This window comes from Arthrobacter sp., from assembly GCF_048266065.1.
GTDB lineage: Bacteria > Actinomycetota > Actinomycetes > Actinomycetales > Micrococcaceae > Arthrobacter_H.
Window position 1 is genome coordinate 168,868 of sequence record NZ_JBLXAH010000007.1, and the last position, 17,622, is coordinate 186,489.

The 17,622-nt window shown below is 69.0% G+C and carries 16 protein-coding genes and 1 tRNA gene; 6 read left to right on the top strand and 11 right to left on the bottom strand.

Annotation, left to right across the window (positions count from 1 at the left end; translation table 11 throughout):
- Positions 1 to 18: 18 nt before the first annotated feature.
- Positions 19 to 444 carry a helix-turn-helix domain-containing protein gene (locus tag ACN0TP_RS13095; RefSeq protein ID WP_417219646.1) on the top strand — a complete coding sequence of 142 codons (426 nt, stop codon included), beginning with the start codon at positions 19 to 21 and terminating at the stop codon, positions 442 to 444.
- Positions 445 to 470: 26 nt separating this feature from the next.
- Here ACN0TP_RS13095 and ACN0TP_RS13100 read toward each other — a convergent pair whose 3' ends face one another.
- From ACN0TP_RS13100 to ACN0TP_RS13110, 3 genes are all read right to left on the bottom strand, one after another.
- Entirely contained in the window at positions 471 to 1,085 is a 615-nt protein-coding gene (locus ACN0TP_RS13100; RefSeq protein ID WP_417219647.1) for a ClpP family protease, read from the bottom strand.
- The gene (locus ACN0TP_RS13105; protein WP_417219648.1) at positions 1,082 to 1,696 is read right to left on the bottom strand and encodes a ClpP family protease; all 615 of its coding nucleotides are present in this window, start codon (positions 1,694 to 1,696) and stop codon (positions 1,082 to 1,084) included. Before ACN0TP_RS13105 ends, ACN0TP_RS13100 begins: the two co-directional genes overlap by 4 nt.
- Positions 1,697 to 1,778: 82 nt before the next feature.
- Entirely contained in the window at positions 1,779 to 2,228 is a 450-nt protein-coding gene (locus tag ACN0TP_RS13110) for a nucleoside deaminase (RefSeq protein ID WP_417219718.1), read from the bottom strand.
- An 81-nt stretch (positions 2,229 to 2,309) separates the two neighbouring features.
- Here ACN0TP_RS13110 and upp point away from each other — a divergent pair, with 81 nt between their 5' ends.
- Complete coding sequence (upp, locus tag ACN0TP_RS13115; RefSeq protein ID WP_417219649.1) at positions 2,310 to 2,948, top strand: uracil phosphoribosyltransferase; 639 nt, start codon at positions 2,310 to 2,312, stop codon at positions 2,946 to 2,948.
- A 19-nt stretch (positions 2,949 to 2,967) separates the two neighbouring features.
- Positions 2,968 to 3,840 (top strand): alpha/beta fold hydrolase, encoded by an 873-nt coding sequence (locus ACN0TP_RS13120; RefSeq protein WP_417219650.1) that lies wholly within the window; start codon positions 2,968 to 2,970, stop codon positions 3,838 to 3,840.
- On the opposite strand, the gene ACN0TP_RS13125 is transcribed toward ACN0TP_RS13120, so the two are convergent.
- The 4 genes from ACN0TP_RS13125 to ACN0TP_RS13140 all read right to left on the bottom strand — a co-directional run bounded on the left by ACN0TP_RS13125 (position 3,837) and on the right by ACN0TP_RS13140 (position 9,715).
- Positions 3,837 to 6,005: an ArnT family glycosyltransferase gene (locus tag ACN0TP_RS13125; RefSeq protein WP_417219651.1), complete on the bottom strand. Its 2,169-nt coding sequence runs from the start codon at positions 6,003 to 6,005 to the stop codon at positions 3,837 to 3,839. The genes ACN0TP_RS13120 and ACN0TP_RS13125 overlap by 4 nt on opposite strands.
- Entirely contained in the window at positions 6,002 to 7,309 is a 1,308-nt protein-coding gene (locus ACN0TP_RS13130; protein ID WP_417219653.1) for a glycosyltransferase, read from the bottom strand. Before ACN0TP_RS13130 ends, ACN0TP_RS13125 begins: the two co-directional genes overlap by 4 nt.
- An 88-nt stretch (positions 7,310 to 7,397) precedes the next feature.
- Positions 7,398 to 8,978, bottom strand: coding sequence for a sensor histidine kinase (locus ACN0TP_RS13135; protein ID WP_417219654.1), 1,581 nt, complete (start codon positions 8,976 to 8,978; stop codon positions 7,398 to 7,400).
- Entirely contained in the window at positions 8,975 to 9,715 is a 741-nt protein-coding gene (locus ACN0TP_RS13140; protein WP_417219656.1) for a response regulator transcription factor, read from the bottom strand. The genes ACN0TP_RS13135 and ACN0TP_RS13140 overlap by 4 nt, the downstream gene beginning before the upstream one ends.
- A 605-nt stretch (positions 9,716 to 10,320) precedes the next feature.
- On the opposite strand from ACN0TP_RS13140, the gene ACN0TP_RS13145 reads away from it, so the two are divergent.
- The gene (locus ACN0TP_RS13145; protein ID WP_417219657.1) at positions 10,321 to 11,130 is read left to right on the top strand and encodes a winged helix-turn-helix domain-containing protein; all 810 of its coding nucleotides are present in this window, start codon (positions 10,321 to 10,323) and stop codon (positions 11,128 to 11,130) included.
- Between the two features lie 22 nt (positions 11,131 to 11,152).
- Positions 11,153 to 11,677, top strand: a complete 525-nt coding sequence (locus tag ACN0TP_RS13150; RefSeq protein WP_417219658.1) for a SixA phosphatase family protein — start codon at positions 11,153 to 11,155, stop codon at positions 11,675 to 11,677.
- Positions 11,678 to 11,696: 19 nt separating this feature from the next.
- On the opposite strand, the gene ACN0TP_RS13155 is transcribed toward ACN0TP_RS13150, so the two are convergent.
- From ACN0TP_RS13155 to ACN0TP_RS13170, 4 genes are all read right to left on the bottom strand, one after another.
- Complete coding sequence (locus ACN0TP_RS13155; RefSeq protein ID WP_417219660.1) at positions 11,697 to 12,287, bottom strand: TetR/AcrR family transcriptional regulator; 591 nt, start codon at positions 12,285 to 12,287, stop codon at positions 11,697 to 11,699.
- Positions 12,284 to 14,539: a YhgE/Pip family protein gene (locus ACN0TP_RS13160; protein WP_417219661.1), complete on the bottom strand. Its 2,256-nt coding sequence runs from the start codon at positions 14,537 to 14,539 to the stop codon at positions 12,284 to 12,286. The genes ACN0TP_RS13155 and ACN0TP_RS13160 overlap by 4 nt, the downstream gene beginning before the upstream one ends.
- Positions 14,536 to 15,183 carry an ABC transporter ATP-binding protein gene (locus ACN0TP_RS13165; RefSeq protein ID WP_417219662.1) on the bottom strand — a complete coding sequence of 216 codons (648 nt, stop codon included), beginning with the start codon at positions 15,181 to 15,183 and terminating at the stop codon, positions 14,536 to 14,538. The genes ACN0TP_RS13160 and ACN0TP_RS13165 overlap by 4 nt, the downstream gene beginning before the upstream one ends.
- A gap of 121 nt (positions 15,184 to 15,304) precedes the next feature.
- Positions 15,305 to 15,381, bottom strand: a tRNA-Arg gene (locus ACN0TP_RS13170).
- A gap of 296 nt (positions 15,382 to 15,677) precedes the next feature.
- On the opposite strand from ACN0TP_RS13170, the gene ACN0TP_RS13175 reads away from it, so the two are divergent.
- Positions 15,678 to 17,522, top strand: coding sequence for a phosphoenolpyruvate carboxykinase (GTP) (locus ACN0TP_RS13175; protein ID WP_417219663.1), 1,845 nt, complete (start codon positions 15,678 to 15,680; stop codon positions 17,520 to 17,522).
- The last annotated feature ends 100 nt before the right edge of the window (positions 17,523 to 17,622 follow it).

Genomic DNA, 17,622 nt, shown 5'->3' on the forward strand with positions numbered 1-17,622 from the left:
GCGGGCCTACGGTGAAGCATGGACCTGCAACGCGACGCCACCCTCCGCACCGGACGCCCCACCCCCGACGAACAGTGGGGGCCCGAACCGTTGTGGCGCGAGGTCCTGGGACGGCGCCTGCGGCTGTTGCGCACCATCCGCGGTGACCGCCTGGCCGACGTCGCCCGCCTCGCCGGCATCTCCCCGCAGTACCTCTCGGAGATCGAGCGCGGCATCAAGGAACCCTCCAGCGAGATGATCGCCGCAGTCGCCGGCGCACTCGGCACCACCTTGCTGGATCTCACCTGGCAGGTCGCCGCCGAACTGCACGCCTCGTCAACCGTCCAGGTCCTGACCTCCACCCGCCAACGCGGCTACTCCACCCTCGCCGCACCGGCCTTCGGATCCTCCGTCGGCACGACGGCGGATCTTGGCTCCCAGCCGGTCCTGGCCCTGGCAGCCTAGCCAGTTCGGCCCCCGGTGGGCGGGCCCTATGCGCCGACCGCCAGGGGCACCGCCGGCACCCGGTCCAGGATCTCGTCGACAAGACCATAGGCCAACGCATCATCGGCGGTGAAGACCCGCTCCCGATCGGTGTCGGCGCGCAGCACCGCGACGTCCTTGCCGGTGTGGCGGGCCAGCACCCGTTCGGCGGCACCGCGGGTCCGCAACAGCTCATCGGCCTGCAGTATCAGGTCGGGAATCGTTCCGCGCCCTTGGCCGGCGGGCTGGTGCAGCACCACCCGGGCATGGGGGAGCATCATCCGCCGTCCCGCGGCACCGCCGGTGAGCAGGACGGCGCTGGCCCCGATCGCCTGGCCCACGCAGATGGTGGACACCGGGGATTTCACGTACTGCATGGTGTCGTAGACGGCCAACATCGAGGGCAGGTCCCCGCCTTCGGAATTGATGTACAGGTCGATCGGCGTCCCGGGGGAGTCCGAATCCAGATGCAGCAGCTGGGCGATCAGCGCATTCGCCACTCCGGGGTCGATGGCGGTGCCCAGGTAGACGATCCGCTCGGTGAGCAGGTGGGAGTAGACGTCCATGATGCGCTCGCCGTTCCCGGTGCGGGCGATGACGTTGGGGATCGTGTAGCTGCTCATCGGTCCACCCCCAGCCCGGCATGGCGGTTCCGCGCCAGCGCGATTGTCGCGTAGGAATCGGCGACCCCATCAATGAAGCCATACTCAAACGCCTCGGCCGCGGTGTACCAGCGGTCGTGCAGCGAGTCCTCGAAGATCCGCTCGATCGGCTGGCCGGTGTCCTCGGAGATGAGGCCGAGCACCGTATCGCGGGTGTGGCGCAGGTCGTTCGCCTGGACCTCCACCTCGGCGGAGGAACCGCCGATCCCGGCCGACCCCTGGTGCATCAGGATGCGGGCCCGGGGCAGTGCCCGCCGCTTGCCCGGCGTTCCGGCGGAGAGCAGGAACTGTCCCGCGGAGCAGGCCAGCCCGAGGGCCAGGGTGGAGACGTCATTCGGGATGATCCGCATGATGTCCCGCAGCGCCAGCATGGAGGGGACGGATCCGCCCGGGGAGTTGATCCACAGGGAGATGTCCGATTGGTTGTCGTCGGCCAGCGCCATCAGCTGGGCGGCGAGCATGGTGCCGTTGTCGTCGTCGAGGGGGCCGTCCAGGACCAGGACACGGTGCATCAGCAGGTGCTGGCGCATGTGCCGGTCGAAGAGGCTGCGTGCTTCTGGTTGTTCGCTCATGGAACCAGCGTGCTGGCCGGCCGGCACGCTGTCGCTGCCGCGCTGCCCAGGGCGGCGACGTTCCGCCCACGGCGGCGAATGGCTACCGCAGGGTTCGGAAGAAGTCGGTTAGCAGCGTCGCGCATTCGGCCTCGCGCACCCGGGGGAAGACCTCGACCCAGTGGTTCAGCCGCGGCTCCCGCAGGATGTCGAACACCGACCCGGAGGCCCCGGCCTTCTCGTCCCAGGCCCCGAAGACGACGCGCGGGATGCGTGAGAGCACGATCGCCCCGGCACACATGGCACACGGTTCCAGGGTGACGACCAGGGTGCACTCGGCCAGCCTCCAGCCGTCGTCGTTCCCGGTCGAGCGCAAGGCAGCGGCGGCGGCACGGATCGCGACGACCTCGGCGTGGGCCGTGGGGTCCCCGGAGGCCTCGCGCTCGTTGCGGCCGGTGGCGACGACGGATCCGTCGGGGCCGATGACGAGGGCGCCGATGGGCACGTCGCCGGTCACCAGCGCCGCGCGTGCCTCGGACAGGGCCAGGCCCATCCACCGGGCGTGGCGCGCATCATCGGGAATCACGCTCCCACAGTAGCCGAGCGGCCCGGTGGTGCTGGTAGTTTTAGGGGCATGCGCGTACAGGTAGTCGACCACCCGCTGGTGGCCCACAAGGTTTCGGTTCTCCGGGACAAGAGCACCCCGTCCCCGGTCTTCCGGCAGCTCACCGACGAACTGGTGACCCTGCTGGCCTACGAGGCCACGCGCGAGGTGCGCACCGTCCAGGTGGAGGTCCAGACCCCGGTCGCCACCACCACGGGCACCGCCTTCGCCAAGCCGACCCCGCTGGTGGTGCCGATCCTGCGCGCCGGCCTGGGCATGCTGGAGGGCATGACCCGCCTGGTGCCCACCGCCGAGGTCGGGTTCCTGGGCATGGCCCGCAACGAGAAGACGCTGGACATCGTCACCTACGCCGAGCGCCTGCCCGAGGACCTCACCGGCCGCCAGGTGTTCGTGCTGGACCCGATGCTCGCCACCGGCGGCACGCTGATCGAGTCCATCAAGTTCCTCTTCGACCGCGGCGCCTCCGACGTCACCTGCATCTGCCTCATTGCAGCCCCCGAGGGCCTGGACCGGCTCGAGGAGCACTACGGCGACGACTCCCGCGTGCACCTGGTCCTCGCCGCCCTGGACGAGAAGCTCGACGAGAACGCCTACATCGTCCCGGGCCTGGGCGACGCCGGGGACCGGCTCTACGGGCTCGCCCACTAGAAGCCACTGCACGACGGCGGTGCCTGCCGAAACGCCCCCGGTGACCTCGCCGTGGCCGCACCTCGTGCGCCGCGGCGCCGGCGCCCCGCTGCTCTTCCTGCACGGGAACGGGGTGGACCACCGGCTGCTGCTCGAACTCGACGACACCTTCGCCGCCGGCGGGTGGGAACGGATCCACCTGGACCTTCCCGGATTCGGGTCGACGCCACGGCTGGAGGCACCGGGCGGCCTGCCCGAGCTCGCCGACTGGCTCGACGACGCGGTCACCGCTCTGGTCGGCACCGCGCCCTTCGCCGTCGTCGGGAGCTCCCTGGGCGGGTTGCTGGCCCGTGACCTCGCGGCCCGCCGGAGCGACCAGGTACTGGGCCTGGCACTGCTCGCCCCGGTCGTCGATCCCGTAACAGCCCACCGGACCCTGCCGGCCCCCGTGGTCCTCGTGGCGGACGCCGCAATGCTGGACACCCTGGACGCCGCCGATCGCCGTCCCTATGCCGAGTCGGCGGTCATCCAGACGCAGGACAACTGGCAGCGCTTCCGGCGGGCTGCCCTCCCGGGGATCAGGGCCGCGGACCTGCGCGCCATGGCACGCCTGGGCCAGCGATATGCCCTGGCGGAGGCCCCGGACGGGCGTTTGTCGGGATACGAACGCCCGGTGTTGATCATTGCCGGAAAACAGGACGCCGTCGTCGGGTTCGAGGACCAACGCGATCTGGCCTCGCTTTTCCCGCACTCCAGCTTTGCCTTGCTCGACGGGGCAGGACACAACCTCCACCTCGACCAGCCGGACCTCGTCCGTGCCCTGCTGGTGGAGTGGGCGGCCCGCGTTCGGCAGGCACCACACGGGGACGGCCGTCCCGACACGGTGCGCCGGGACGACCGCCCGATGCCCTAACCCTGCAGGGCCGTTGACGCCGAACCCAGGTCGTAGACGGTCACACCGTCGACGGTCTGGGAGTCGAAGTTCGCCTCCACCCAGGCAGAGATCTCAGAGGAGGCGCTCGATCCACCATTGGCCCGCAGGCCCATCCCGCCACCGATGAAGTAGTGGATGTCGCCGTTCTGCACGTAGGCCTGGAACTGCTCCAGCGTCGGTGATGGATCCGAGCCGTTGAAGCCGCCGATCGGCATGACCGGATCCTCGGTGGCCAGCTGGTAGCCCGACGCGCTGTTCGAGCCGACGGCCGCGGCCACCCAGCGGTAGGAGGAGGCGTCCTGCTCCAGGAGTGCCTTCAACGTGTCACCGACGGTCGCAGCGGAGAGCAGCCCGCCGCCACCGGTGCCACCGCCGGTTCCATTGGCTCCACCGGGCATGGTTCCCGCACCGGTCTGGCCGGGGAGGGTGGACGTGCCGTTGTGTCCCGGCATTGTTCCGGTGCCCTGGCCCATCCCCGTGGGAGGTTGTCCCATGGTCGGAGGCGTTTGCCCACCTTGTCCGACCTGCCCACCGGGGCCGCGTTGTCCGCCGCCCCGGCCGCGGAAGGCGTTGCCGAAGACACCGGGGCCACCGGAGGAGGGCCCGGCGGTGATGATCGACCCGCTGCGTCCCTCGGTGGTGGTGACCGCCGCGTAGGAGGCCGGAGCGACGATGGTGGAGGCCAGCGCCAGCACCAGCCCGGCGCCGGCGGCCCGCCGCAGGAACGGAGCCCGGGCCGATGTCTGCTGCGACGTCCAGAAGGCCGGCGGGACCAGCAGCACCGCGGCGGCCACGCAGGCCACGACGCCGACCACCGGGGCCAGCCAGGGCAGGAAGGCCGGGTAGAGGTGCAGCAGGTGGATGCTCCAGAATCCGGTTCCGGCCACCAGCACGGCAGCCGTGATGCGCGCCCAGAGCTGGTCCAGGAATTGGTGCAGCAACCAGCCGCCCGCCCCGACCATGGCGGCGATCGCCGGGGCCAGTGCCGCCGTGTAGTACTGGTGGATGATGCCCTGCATGTAGCTGAACACCAGCCAGGTGATGACCAGCCAGGAGGCCATGGACACGAACAGTGCGGTGAATGCGCGGCCGCTCGGATCACGCAGCGCCCGGGTGCGGACCACCAGCACGGCGAGGACCACCACCAGCAGCAGTGCTGCGGGCAGCAGCCAGGCGATCTGCGTGGCGAACTCCCCGGTGAACAGCCGGCCGATGCCGGTCTCGCCCCATTGGGAGGCCCCGACGCTGCCTGTCTCGTTCCCGCTGATGCGCCCCAGACCGTTGTAGCCGAACGTCAGCTCCAGGAACGAGTTGTTCTGCGAACCGCCGATGTAGGGCCGGGAATCGGCGGGCCAGAGCTCCACCAGGGCAATCCACCATCCGGCGGCGACCACCAGCCCGGCTCCGGCACCGAGCACGTGCAGCGCCTTGCGGCCCCACCCCAGCGGGGACGTGAGCAGGTACGCGAGCGCGAATCCGGGGACCACCAGCAGGACCTGGAGCTGCTTGGCCAGGAACCCGAAGCCGATCAGCACCCCACACAGCACCACCCAACGCAGGGCCGGGCTGGTGCGATGCCACCACGCCATCCGGCGCCCCCGCCCGACGGGGCCGCCCGTGGGCCCGGTCGGGGGATCCACCGCGGGGAGGGGCTCACCGGCCTGCACGGCACGCACCACGGTGTAGGCGGCGGCGGTCATCAGCAGCAGCAACAGCGCCTCGGGGTTGTTGTACCTGAACATCAGCAGCGCCACCGGGGTCAGCGCCAGCACGGCACCGGCGAGCAGCCCGGCGGCGTGGGAGGCCACCCGCCGGACGGTGGAATACAGCAGCCAGACGGACGCGACGCCCATCAGCGCCTCGGGGACCAGGATGGACCAGCTGCTCAGCCCGAAGATCCGTACGCTCAGCGCCGGGATCCACAACGAGGCCGGCGGCTTGTCCACGGTGCTCGAATTTGCCGCGTCGGAGGAGCCGAACAGGAACGCCTTCCAGCTCTCGGACCCTGCCTGGATGGCCGCCGCGTAGAACGAATTGCCCCACCCGTTCGCGCCCAGGTTCCACAAGTAGAGCACTGCGGTGCCCACCAGCAGGATCCCCAGGGCCAGGCGTTGGCGTCGAAGGGTGGATGTTGTGGCGCTCATGCCTGGACCTCGGATTTCTGGATCGGGGACGTGGATCCGAAGACCCAGTGGCGGAACAACACAAAGCGCACCAGGGTGGCCAACAGGTTGGCCAGCACCACGGCGATGACCTCCAACGTGCTGCCGGGGGAGGCGCCGTGGTGGACCAGGACCAGCGCCCCGGACGTCAGGGCCAGTCCGATGCCGAAGACCAGCAGCCCCTGGAAGTGGTGGGTGACGATGCCCTGGCTGCCCCGGATGCCGAAGGTGAACAGCCGGTTCGCCGCTGTATTGCCGATCGCGGTGAGCAGCAGGGCGCTGAAGTTCGCGGCCTGCGCCCCGGTGAGATGACGCAGCAGCAGGAAGAGGGCCAGGTAGGCCAGCGTGGAGACCACCCCGATCGCCCCGAAGCGCACCAGCTGCCCGAAGAGCGTGTTGCTGCGCGTCCGGGCCGGTTCGGAGCGGCCGAGTTCGCGCCGGATGCCCTCCACCGGGATCCGGCCGGCGACCAGCGACCTGCCAATGCGCCAGATCCCGGCCAGGTCATCGGCCGCGGTCCGGGCCAGGGCGACGCTGGAACTTGGGTCATCGGTCCAGTCGACGGGGATCTCGGCCACGCGCAGCCCGCACTGTTCGGCCAGCACCAGCAGCTCGGTGTCGAAGAACCACGAGTTGTCCCGGGTGTGCGGCAGCAGCTGGTCGGCCACGTCCTTGCGGATGGCCTTGAACCCGCATTGGGCATCGGAGAACCGGGTGCCCAGCGACCCGTGCAGGACCAGGTTGTAGCCACGGGAGATGAACTCGCGCTTCGGCCCGCGCACCACCCGGGCCCCGCGGCCCAGCCGGGTGCCGATGGCCACGTCCGAATGCCCGGAGAGCAGCGGGGCGATCAGCGGGCCGAAAGCCGCCAGGTCGGTGGACAGGTCGACGTCCATGTAGGCCAGCACGGGGGCGTCGGAGGCGGCCCAGGCGGCGCGCAACGCGCGCCCGCGCCCCTTTTCCTCCAGATGCACGACGGCGATGCACCCCAGGTCCCGGGCCACTCGTTCGGCGATGGCCACTGTGTCATCGGTGCTGGCATTGTCCGCGACGGTGATCCGGTAGCCGAAGGGCAGCGTGGCCGCGAGGTGGGCGTGCAGCCGACGCAGGCTGGCCTCCAGGCCGGCCTGTTCGTTGTGGACCGGGATGACGACGTCCACCACGGGGATCCCCGCTGCGGGGAGGATCGGTGCCGCCGTGGTGGGGGCGAAGGTCCGCGGGGCGGGCCCCGCGGCCCGGGTCGGTGGGGTGGGCTGGACGGTCGGTGGGGATGGTGGCTGGTTCATGCGTCCAGCCTCACCGGCGCACTTGTGGCGGTGGTGGGGTGGTGCTGTGGCGGGTCTGTGAAGGTGGCCCCGCGGCTGTGACCGCCGGCTACACGGCGGACTGCGGGGGCTGGTCCGGGCGTGGGGGCACCTCGAAGGCCAGCGGCAGGCGGACCTCGAACTCGGTGTGCCCGGGCCGGCTGCTGACGTGGATGGTGCCTCCATGGGATTCGACGATGCCGCGCACGATCGGCAGCCCCAACCCCACGGTTCCCTCCGCGCCGGAGCGCGCAGTGTCGGCCCGGGTGAAGCGGGCAAAGACCTGGGGCAGGAACTCCTCGTCGATGCCCTGGCCGTCATCGGTGACGGTGAGGACCCCATGCCGGTCGTCGGCCGAGCGGGCGACGCCGATGTCAACGGTGGTCCCCTGCACGGTGTGCTTGCGCGCATTGGAGAGCAGGTTGTTCAACACGCGGGCCAGCTGCGTCGCGTCGCCGCGGACCACCACGGGATCGTCGGGCAGGTTGAGCCGCCATCGGTGGGTGGGCGCCGCCACCTGGAAGTCGCGCGCGGTTTCCAGTGCGACCTGGGTCAGGTCGACGTCGACGCTGGTGGGTTTCTGCCCTTCGTCGAGGCGGGCCAGCAGGAGCAGGTCCTCCACCAGCGAGCCCATGCGGTGGCTTTGCTCCACGACGCGTCCTAGGGAGGTCCGTCCGTCGGCACTGAGGTGTTCGGTGGCTGCCACGAGTTCCGAATAGCCGCGCACGGCGGCCAAGGGGGTGCGCAGCTCGTGGGAGGCATCGGCGACGAACCGGCGCATGCGTGCCTCCGAGTTCTGCCGGACCTCCAGCGCCGACTCGACATTGTCCAGCAGGGCGTTCAGCGCGTGGCCCATGTTCCCGGCTTCCGTTCCCGGTTCGGCATCGGCGGCGGCGACGCGTTGGGCCAGCCGCACCTCGCCCGCATCCAAGGGCAGTTCGGCGACCGACCCGGCGACCGCGGAGACGCGTTCGAGCTGGACCAGCGACCGGCGCACGATCACCGATCCGATCAGGCCGGTGGCCACGAGCCCGGAGGAAGCCACCAGGAGCATGGTGATGTCCAGCGAGAACAGGGTCCGTCGGGTGTTCTCCACGGGCAGCCCGGTGATGAGGATCGACTTCCCGGAGGCGCCCGTCGCGGGGTGCCCCGCCTCGGTGGAGGTGACGGCCATGAGCCGGTAGCGGCCCACAGAGAGGTCCTCGGTAGTTGGCGCCGCGTCGGCGGCCACCTCGGCCAGCCGCTGGGCGTCCTTCTCGTTGAGCTGCTTGCGTACCCCGGTCTCGCGGTCCAGGACGCCGCCAATGAGGATGGTGTTGCCCTCGATGCGTGCATTCAACGTGCCGGAGCCCTGCCCCGGGGCGTTCAACGGGTCGGGCGCATTGCTACCCTGGCCCGAGGTGTTGCCGTCGAAGGCAGCGGCGCGGTTGGAGGCCTGTTCCAGCTGCTCGTCCAGTTGGCCGTACAGGCTGTTGCTCATCACGGTGTGCGTGAAGACGCCGATCACCAGGCAGATGAGGGCCAGGAGGGCGATGAGTGCCGCGAGCATGCGGGCGCGCAGCGACCAGTGCTTGGCAGGATGCCGGGGACCTGTCGGGTTTTCCCCTCCGGTGGGGGGTTCCGTGGGTTTCGGGGGAGCTGTGGGGCTCACTGCGCGGGCTTCAGCACATACCCGGCGCCGCGGACCGTGTGGATCATGGGCTCGCGCCCGGCATCGATCTTCTTGCGCAGGTAGGAGATGTAGAGCTCCACGATGTTGGCCTGGCCACCGAAGTCGTACTGCCAGACGCTGTCCAGGATCTGGTTCTTGGACATCACCCGCCGGGAGTTCTCCATCAGGTATTGCAGCAGGTCGAACTCGGTGGCGGTGAGGTTGACGATGTCCCCGCCGCGGCTGACCTCGCGCATGTCCAGGTTCATGACCAGGTCCCCGACCACCAGTTCCGCGGCGTCGGCCTTCGCTGCCCCGGAGCGTTCCACGAGCCGGTGCAGGCGCAACAGCACCTCCTCGAGGCTGAACGGCTTGGTGACATAGTCGTCGCCACCCAGGGACAGGCCCTCGATCCGGTTCTCCACCGCGTCCTTGGCGGTCAGGAACAGGGCGGGGACCTCGGGCTGGAACGCGCGGATCTTGCGAAGGACCTCCGGGCCGTCGAATCCGGGGAGCATCCAATCCAGAACCAGGATGTCGGGATTGAACGACCTGGCCTCCTGCACCGCGGAGGGGCCGTCGCCGGCAACCTTGACCTGCCATCCGAGCATACGCACGCCCATGCCCACCAGTTCGGCCAGCGAGGGCTCGTCGTCGACCACCAGGGCCCGGAGGGGGGTTCCATCGGGGTGTTCCAGGCGGGGGAGCTGGTTCGGGGAGAACTGCGAGTTCGTCATGAGTCGATACTCCTGTGCACCTATAGGGCCGGGCTGGGATGAAGCTGTGTCCGGGCTGTGAACCGGTTGCCTCCTACAGTAACCGGCGGGCCATGGTGGGGCAGACCCCGAATCGCCCACCGTGGGAGGCGGATAGTCAAGCCCATGACCCGGAAAACCTCTTGTCACGCATAACTATGCATGCCTTGTTTTAGGGTGTGCATCGTAACGTCGGAGTAGTCAAATCGAACAGTCATCAAGCGCTTGACTGCCCAGACCGCTGCATCCAAAAGGTTCACTTCAGAATATTGCGCAATGTGAATCACCTCACAAAGTCGCATTTTCGTCTCACTATGTGGACAGATGCGATGAATATTACTTGCGGGTTCGAATTATTACGGCAAGACTGGATCACGTGAACATCGAACCAGCAGCACCCACGACCACCGGCACCCGTTGGGGCCATGGAGTCGGGCGTGCGCGCAGCTGTTGTCGAATGTCGGCCTAGCTTCTTCCCACCCGCCGAAGATCCGAAGCACGGCTGGGCCGGTCGCCGCCACTCGCACGACGCCGGACAGCTGCCCCAAGACAGTTCACCGACTTTTCGCACAGTTAGAGGTTCCACCATGTCTGTCACGTCTGGATACGTCCACATCTCCATCCGCAACGCGCAGAACCGCGCAGCTGCCCAGCGCCAGGGGGTCGGCCAGGGGGAATATGGCGCACCACAGGGCTACCGCCAGCTCCACACAGTGCCCTCACCGCAGGATGGCCACCCGGTGACCGCACCCACCCCGGTCGTGGCAGGCAACGGCACGCCCGGGCCGCAGGCCGTCGAACGCGACACCGAGGCCCGCGGCTTCGTGCTCTACGTCGGCCTCGATGAGGCGACCGCCCAGGAACAGGGCACCTCGCTGGGCAAGCTGGCCACCCAGGTGCGCGCCTACCTGCAGACGCTGGCCCCGCAGGCCCAGACGCACGCCGCCGTCGCCCTGGCCCCGGCCAGCGCCCCGGGTGAGAGCATCGACGTCGTGCGCCAGGCGCTGGGGGACCCGACAGTGGCCCGCCGCCCGCGCACCGAAACGGCCCGCCAACAGCCGGCCGCCACGCGCCCCTCCGGCGTGCTGATCGACCTCTCACGCCGCGAGGTCCACCTGGACGGGCAGACGCTGAACCTGACCTTCAAGGAGTTCGAGCTGCTGAACTACCTGGTGGAGAACGGCGCCCGCACCGTTGGCCGCGACGAGTTGCTGACCAACCTGTGGCGCAACGCCGAAGAGGTCCCGAACGAGCGCACCATCGACGTGCACATCCGCCGCCTGCGCTCCAAGCTCGGCCGCCTGGCCAACACGGTGCGCACCGTGCGCGGGCAGGGCTACCGCTTCTACGAGCACCCCGAGGTCATCGTCTGGGCCGCCCCGGAGTACAGCATCTGATCCGGCCCCCTAAGCTGGTTCCATGAGCCAGCACGATGCCAAGCGCCTGATGCTCCTGCGCCATGCCAAGGCCGAGTTCCCGTTCGGCGTCGAGGACCACGAGCGGCCGCTGGCCACCCGTGGCCACCGCGAGGCCCCCGCGGCCGGAGCCTGGATGGTGGAGCACGGCTGGATCCCGGACTACATCGTGTGTTCTGACGCGCTGCGGGCGAGGTCCACGTGTGCCTGGGTGTCCAGCGAGCTGGGGGAGAAGGGGCCGACGCCGTATCTGGACTCGCGGGTCTACGGTGCCTCGGCCACGCAGCTGGTCTCCATCATCAACGAGACCCCCGAGACCGTCGGCACGCTGCTGGTCATCGGGCACCTGCCGACCGTCCAGGACGTCGCGATGGCGCTGGCCTCGGTGCAGTCGCAGGAGGAACCGGTGATGGAACTGGCCACCCGCTATCCGACGCTGGGGCTCACCCTGCTGGAACCGCAGAAGCCGTGGGCCGAACTCGACGGCCGGGACGCACGCGTCACCGGCTTCGTGGTGCCGCGGCCCTGAGCCGTCGCGCCGGGGCTCCTCAGCCGACGGCCGCGAAGGCGGCCACGGCATCGACACAGGTGGCGATGCTGCGCTCGGGATGGAAGACATGGCGGTCGCGGCCGATGATCAGCACCGCACCGAAGACAGCGGTGGCGAGGGCCTGATGATCGGCCCGCTCCAGCGCCGGGTGCCCCCCGGCCGCGCGCAGCCTCTCCAACGCCGCGGCGATGACGCCGATGATCTCCCCGCGCAACTCCGCCAGGGTCTCTGACCACTCGCTGGGTGACTGCCACTGCTCGCTGATCCACAGCTGCGCGAAGGCAGGATACTCCTGCATGAACTCCAGCGAGGCGGCCACCATGTCCCGGAAGCCGGTGACCGGGTCGGGATCCGCCACCCCCTTCTCCAGCCGGGCGAACAGCACGTCGGCACCGAAGCGGATCAACTGGCCGATCAGCTGGGCCTTGGACCCGAAGTTGTAGTAGACGGTGCCCTTGGAGACCCCCGCCGCCGCGGCGATCTCGTCGACGCTGACCCGGTGGTGTCCGCGTTCGCCGATCAGCGTCATGGACGCGGCGAACAGCTTGTGCTTGGAGCCGGTCGCCCTGACCCGCTGCCTGCCGGTCATGCCGCCAGCTCCGGGTGCAGCGTCTTCAACGTCCAGGTCTTGCCCCGGTGCACGGCCAGGATGCTCATGGCCAGGCCGATCGCCGCGTAGCCGAGCAACGACAACACCAGAGGCGTCAGCCCCTCGAGGGTCGCGCCGTACATCAGGTGGCGCAGCCCGGTGATCACATGGCCCATGGGCAGCAGGTTGTGGGCCACATGCAACGGATCGGGCGTGGTCTCCCACGGGAACGTGCCGCCGGCGGAGACCAGTTGGAGCACCAGCAGCACCAGGACCACGAGCTTGCCCGGGGTTCCCAGCAGGGCGCAGATGCCCTGGACCAGGGCCGTGAAGGCGACACTGGCCACCAGGAACAGCCCCCAGGTCAGCCACGGGTGCGCAGTCTCGAGGCCGAGGCCGAACAGCACGACGCCGTAGAGGACGGTGGACTGGAGCATCGACAGGAACAGGAACGGCAGCCAGCCGCCGATCGCGATCTTCCACGAGGCGGCGTTCGACGCCAGCGCGCGGTGGGTGACCGGCCGCATGATCTGCACCAGGATGAAGGCGCCGATCCAGACGGCGAGCGTCATGAAGAACGGTGCCAGTCCCTCGCCGTAGGTCCCGGCGCTGGCCTGGTCGGTCTGGGCAACGGAGACCGGGTCGCCGATGACATTGGAGACCTGGGTCTTCTGGGCGTCCGTGGGGTTGGGGACCTGCTTGGTTCCGTCGCCGAGCTTGGCGGCCAGGGTGCCCGAACCGTCCACCAGCTGGTGGGCGCCGGAGGAGAGCCGGGAAATGCCGTCACGCAGGTCCGAGGTGCCCTGTTTCAGTGAGCCGGTGCCGTCCGCCAGCGACGACGCACCGCTGTTGAGCTGCTGGGCTCCGGACAGCGCATCCTTCTGCCCGGCGTGCAGCGTGTTGGCGCCGCTGGCCAGCTGGCCGGCACCGGAAGAGAGCCGGTCGGCGCCGTTTGCTGCGTCGGAGATGCCGCCGACGAGGGCCGGCGTGGAATCGGCCAGCGTGTCGGCACCGGTGGCGAGGGTTCCCAGTCCGCCACTGAGCTGGGAGGCACCGGTGGCGACCTGCCGGGAGCCGGCGGCGAGCTGGTCGATCCGGGATTGCGCCGTGGACAGGTCCTTCTTGGCCTGCTCGGCGCGGGCGGTCACGCCGGAGTCCGCCGCCAGCTTCTTGACCGAGGCGCGGGCTGCCTCGGCCTCGTCGGCGGTGATGACCTTGTCGTCGATCAGCTGCTGGACGGAGTCCTCCAGCCGTTGGTCGGCGTCGGCCTGGAGGGCCTTGATGGTCTCTGCGGCGCTCCCGACCTTGGCGCTGAGCTCCTCGTTGCCGTCCGCCACCTGGTCTGCACCGGAGGCGAGCTTCTTTCCCGCGGCGTTGGCCGAGGCGGCCCCGTCGGCCAATTGCCGGGTCTTTTGTGGCAGCTTCGCGGTTTTCGATTCCAGTGTCCCCAGCCCGCCGGACAAGCGGTCCGCGCCGTCCTGCAGCTCGCCGGCCCCGGAGGCCAATGATGCGGTCCCGGACACGAGTTTCTTCTCGCCGGCCACCAGGGATGAAGTGCCGTCATGGAGCTTGCGTGCCCCGGCGTCCAATTCCCCGGCACCGGAATCGAGTTTCCTTGCCCCCTGGCCCAGGGTGCCGATGCCGTCCTCGAGCTTCTCGGCACCGTCGTTCAGCTCCCCGGCCCCGTCGGCCGCCTTGGCCATCTGGGAGTGGATGCGCCCGTACCCGGTCAGGAGGGTGTCGGCGGTTTCGGTGCCGACCTCCTTGGCCACGGTGTTGTGGACCTCCCCGGCCAGCTTGTCGGCGAAGGTGCCCACCATGTAGTTGTTGGCGTCGTTGGTGGTGACCTGCAGGATGGCCTGTTGCGCGGCGTCGAAGTCCTCGGGGGAGGCCAGGTTCTTCGAGAAATCCTTCGGGATGGTCATGGCGAAGGCGTATTCGCCGGTGCGTACCCCTTCTTCGGCGGCGGCCTCGGAGTCCACGACGTTCCAGCCGAACGTTGCGTCCTTGAGCAGCGAGTCGACGACGTCGTCCCCGACGTGCAGGTCCTTGCCGTCCTGCTGCGCGCCCTGGTCCTCGTTCACGAGCGCGACCTTGACGTTGTCCAGGTGGGAATACGGATCCCAGTTCGCGTAGAGGTACAGCGCGCCGTAGAGCAGCGGGACCAGGGTCATGGCGATGATCGCCATCCAGGGCAGGACGCCGCTGGTCATGCGCTTGAGTTCGGAAAGTGCCAGTCGAAGCGTGGTCATGCGGGGGTCTCCGTGGGGTGGGGGAGGTTGTCGCGGCCGGCGGCGGCCACCTTGCCGGTCCAGGCATCGGGAATCCGCTGGACGACGGCGATGATCGCCGGGTGCCGGCGCCCGGCTGCGGTTTCGACCAGGTGGGCAACCCAGTCGTCGTCGGGAATGCCGTGGCGATCGGGGGAGTCGAAGACCAGCAATTTGGTCTGGTGTTCCTCGAGGGCGAGGTGGGTGAGGATCTTCAGGCGGTCCAGCGGGTCGATGGCGTCGACGAATTCGCCGGCCAGATCACTCACGTGGTGGCGGTCCAGCCAGTCGTCGATGCTGCTGCGTCGCCAGAACGGGCCGGGGTGCAAGGCCAGGTCCTCGGCGACGAGGTCCCTGACCTTGGTGTGGGATTCGGGTTCGTTGATCTCGGGGGAGTCGACGATCATGCTGATGCGGCGGACCCCTGCCAGGGAGGAGTCGCCCTCCCAGGCCACGGCACCCATTCCGGGACGCATGCGGGCGCTCAGGCCCAGGGCCAGGGCGGTGCGTGTGGTCTGCGGTTCGGCCTGGACCAGGAGCAGTTCGCCGGAGGCGGCGGTCAAGCTGGTGGGTTCGACCAGCGGGCCGTGGCGTCCGTCGAGGGAGAAGTCATTTGCAATCAGCACCTCTCCAGCGTAAATCAAACTGACCGGTCAGTTCAATTAGTGCCGGTGTGGTTTATGTCGCCCCGGAACGTCCAGGGCCCCTGGAACGAGAAAAGACCCCGCCGAAGCGGGGTCTTTTCGTTGGTGCGCCCAAAGGGATTCGAACCCCTGACCTTCTGTTCCGTAGACAGACGCTCTATCCAGCTGAGCTATGGGCGCTCGGTCCGCGACCTCGTCGCTGACCTCGAATAACTATACAGACTGAAGGCGGGGGTGCAAAATCGAGGCAGGTGCACGTGGTCGGAGCGTCACCGGACGGGGCATTGCGACACATTTGACTAGACCGGTCTACGTGATCTTAATCACACTAGGAAAGGAAGGAGGCCCGGAAATCCGGGGAAGTGCCGGCCGGTGGCCCGGGTGGGGGCGGCGCCGGGGCCCGGGCCGCCGTCGTGCCCTTTGCCCGCCGCCCTAGCATCGATAAGACCAGCAACAGCCCAATGGAGGGAATGGACATGAGCGAGCGCTCCGATCAGACGGTTCTCGACGCGGAGCGTCGTACAGCACCGACGACCCACGCACAGCTATTGGCATGGGTGTCCGACATCGTCGAGCTCACCCAGCCGGACAACGTCCATTGGGTCGACGGCAGCCAGGAAGAGGTCAACCGCCTCACCGGCGAACTGGTGGACGCCGGCACGCTGGTCCGTCTGGACGAGGAGAAGTTCCCGAATTCCTTCGCGGCGTTCTCCGACCCGAAGGACGTCGCCCGGGTCGAGGAGCGGACCTTCATCTGCTCTCCGGAGAAGCGCGACGCCGGGTTCACCAACAACTGGATGGACCCGAAGGAGATGACCCCGATCCTGCAGGACCTCTTCAAGGGGGCCATGCGCGGGCGGACCATGTACGTCATCCCGTTCGTCATGGGGCCGCTGGACGCGGAGCAGCCGCAGTTCGGCGTCGAGGTCACCGACTCCGCCTACGTGGTCGCCTCGATGCGGATCATGGCCCGCATCGGCAACGACGTGCTGGCCAAGATGGAGGCGACCAACGCGTTCTTCGTCCCCGCGGTCCACTCCGTCGGCGCCCCGCTTCAGCCCGGCCAGGCCGATGTGCCGTGGCCGTGCAACGAGGAGAAGTGGATCGTGCACTTCCCCGAGGACCGCTCCATCTGGTCCTACGGTTCGGGCTACGGCGGCAACGCGCTGCTGGGCAAGAAGTGCTTCGCGCTGCGCATCGCCTCCGTCATGGCGCGTGACGAGGGCTGGCTCGCCGAGCACATGCTGATCCTGAAGCTCACGAGCCCCCAGGGCAAGAGCTACAACGTCGCCGCCGCGTTCCCGTCGGCCTGCGGCAAGACCAACCTGGCCCTGCTGGACCCGACGGTGAAGGGCTGGAAGGCCGAGACCCTGGGCGATGACATCAACTGGATGCGCATCGGCAAGGAAGGCGAACTGCGCGGGGTCAACCCCGAGTACGGCCTGTTCGGCGTCGCCCCCGGCACCGGGTGGAGCACCAACCCCAACGCCATGCGCGCCATCACCAAGGGCAACTCGATCTTCACCAACGTCGCACTCACCGACGACGGCGGTGTCTGGTGGGAGGGCATGACCGAGGAGGTCCCCGCCCACCTGACCGACTGGCTCGGCAACGACTGGACCCCGGAGTCCGGCACCCCGGCAGCCCACCCGAACTCGCGCTTCTGCACCCCGATCGACCAGATCGACATGCTCGCCGAGGAGTTCTACAACCCCGACGGCGTCGAGATCCACGCGATCCTCTTCGGCGGCCGCCGCAAGACCACGATCCCGCTGGTGACCGAGGCCCGCTCGTGGACCAACGGCATCTTCATGGGCTCCACGCTCTCCTCGGAGACGACGGCCGCCGCTGCCGGCGCCGTGGGCCGGGTCCGCCGCGACCCGATGGCGATGCTGCCCTTCATCGGCTACGACGCCGGTGACTACCTCAACCACTGGGACTCCATCGAATCCAAGGCCAACCCGGAACGCCTGCCGCGCATCTTCCTGGTCAACTGGTTCCGCCGCACCCCCGAGGGCGGCTTCGCCTGGCCCGGTTTCGGCGACAACTCGCGCGTGCTGAAGTGGGTCATCGAACGCATCGAGGGCACCGCAGAGGCCCGCGAAACCCCGATCGGCAACGTGCCGACCGGCGAGTCGATGGACCTGACCGGCCTGGACGGGTTCACCGCCGCCGACGTCGACGTCGCCGTGACTGTCGATCCGGAGGAATGGAAGCAGGAACTGGCGGGGATCGAGGAGTGGTACGCCAACTTCGGCGACTCGCTGCCCTGGTCGCTGCAGAATGAACTGGACGAGCTGAAGCAGCGCCTCGGCGCCTAGCAGCGATCCACCCGCGACGGCGGGGAGCCGGCCCGGCACCCGGGTCGGCTCCCCGCCGTCGTGCGTGGTGCAGCTCATGCCCTGCGCTGGTGTTGGACAG

Coding starts and splice junctions, on each gene's coding strand:
- ACN0TP_RS13095 (WP_417219646.1), top strand. CDS start 19: ATGGACCTGCAACGCGACGCCACCCTCCGCACCGGACGCCCCACCCCC.
- ACN0TP_RS13100 (WP_417219647.1), bottom strand. CDS start 1,085: ATGAGCAGCTACACGATCCCCAACGTCATCGCCCGCACCGGGAACGGC.
- ACN0TP_RS13105 (WP_417219648.1), bottom strand. CDS start 1,696: ATGAGCGAACAACCAGAAGCACGCAGCCTCTTCGACCGGCACATGCGC.
- ACN0TP_RS13110 (WP_417219718.1), bottom strand. CDS start 2,228: ATGGGCCTGGCCCTGTCCGAGGCACGCGCGGCGCTGGTGACCGGCGAC.
- upp (WP_417219649.1), top strand. CDS start 2,310: ATGCGCGTACAGGTAGTCGACCACCCGCTGGTGGCCCACAAGGTTTCG.
- ACN0TP_RS13125 (WP_417219651.1), bottom strand. CDS start 6,005: ATGAGCGCCACAACATCCACCCTTCGACGCCAACGCCTGGCCCTGGGG.
- ACN0TP_RS13130 (WP_417219653.1), bottom strand. CDS start 7,309: ATGAACCAGCCACCATCCCCACCGACCGTCCAGCCCACCCCACCGACC.
- ACN0TP_RS13140 (WP_417219656.1), bottom strand. CDS start 9,715: ATGACGAACTCGCAGTTCTCCCCGAACCAGCTCCCCCGCCTGGAACAC.
- ACN0TP_RS13145 (WP_417219657.1), top strand. CDS start 10,321: ATGTCTGTCACGTCTGGATACGTCCACATCTCCATCCGCAACGCGCAG.
- ACN0TP_RS13150 (WP_417219658.1), top strand. CDS start 11,153: ATGAGCCAGCACGATGCCAAGCGCCTGATGCTCCTGCGCCATGCCAAG.
- ACN0TP_RS13155 (WP_417219660.1), bottom strand. CDS start 12,287: ATGACCGGCAGGCAGCGGGTCAGGGCGACCGGCTCCAAGCACAAGCTG.
- ACN0TP_RS13160 (WP_417219661.1), bottom strand. CDS start 14,539: ATGACCACGCTTCGACTGGCACTTTCCGAACTCAAGCGCATGACCAGC.
- ACN0TP_RS13175 (WP_417219663.1), top strand. CDS start 15,678: ATGAGCGAGCGCTCCGATCAGACGGTTCTCGACGCGGAGCGTCGTACA.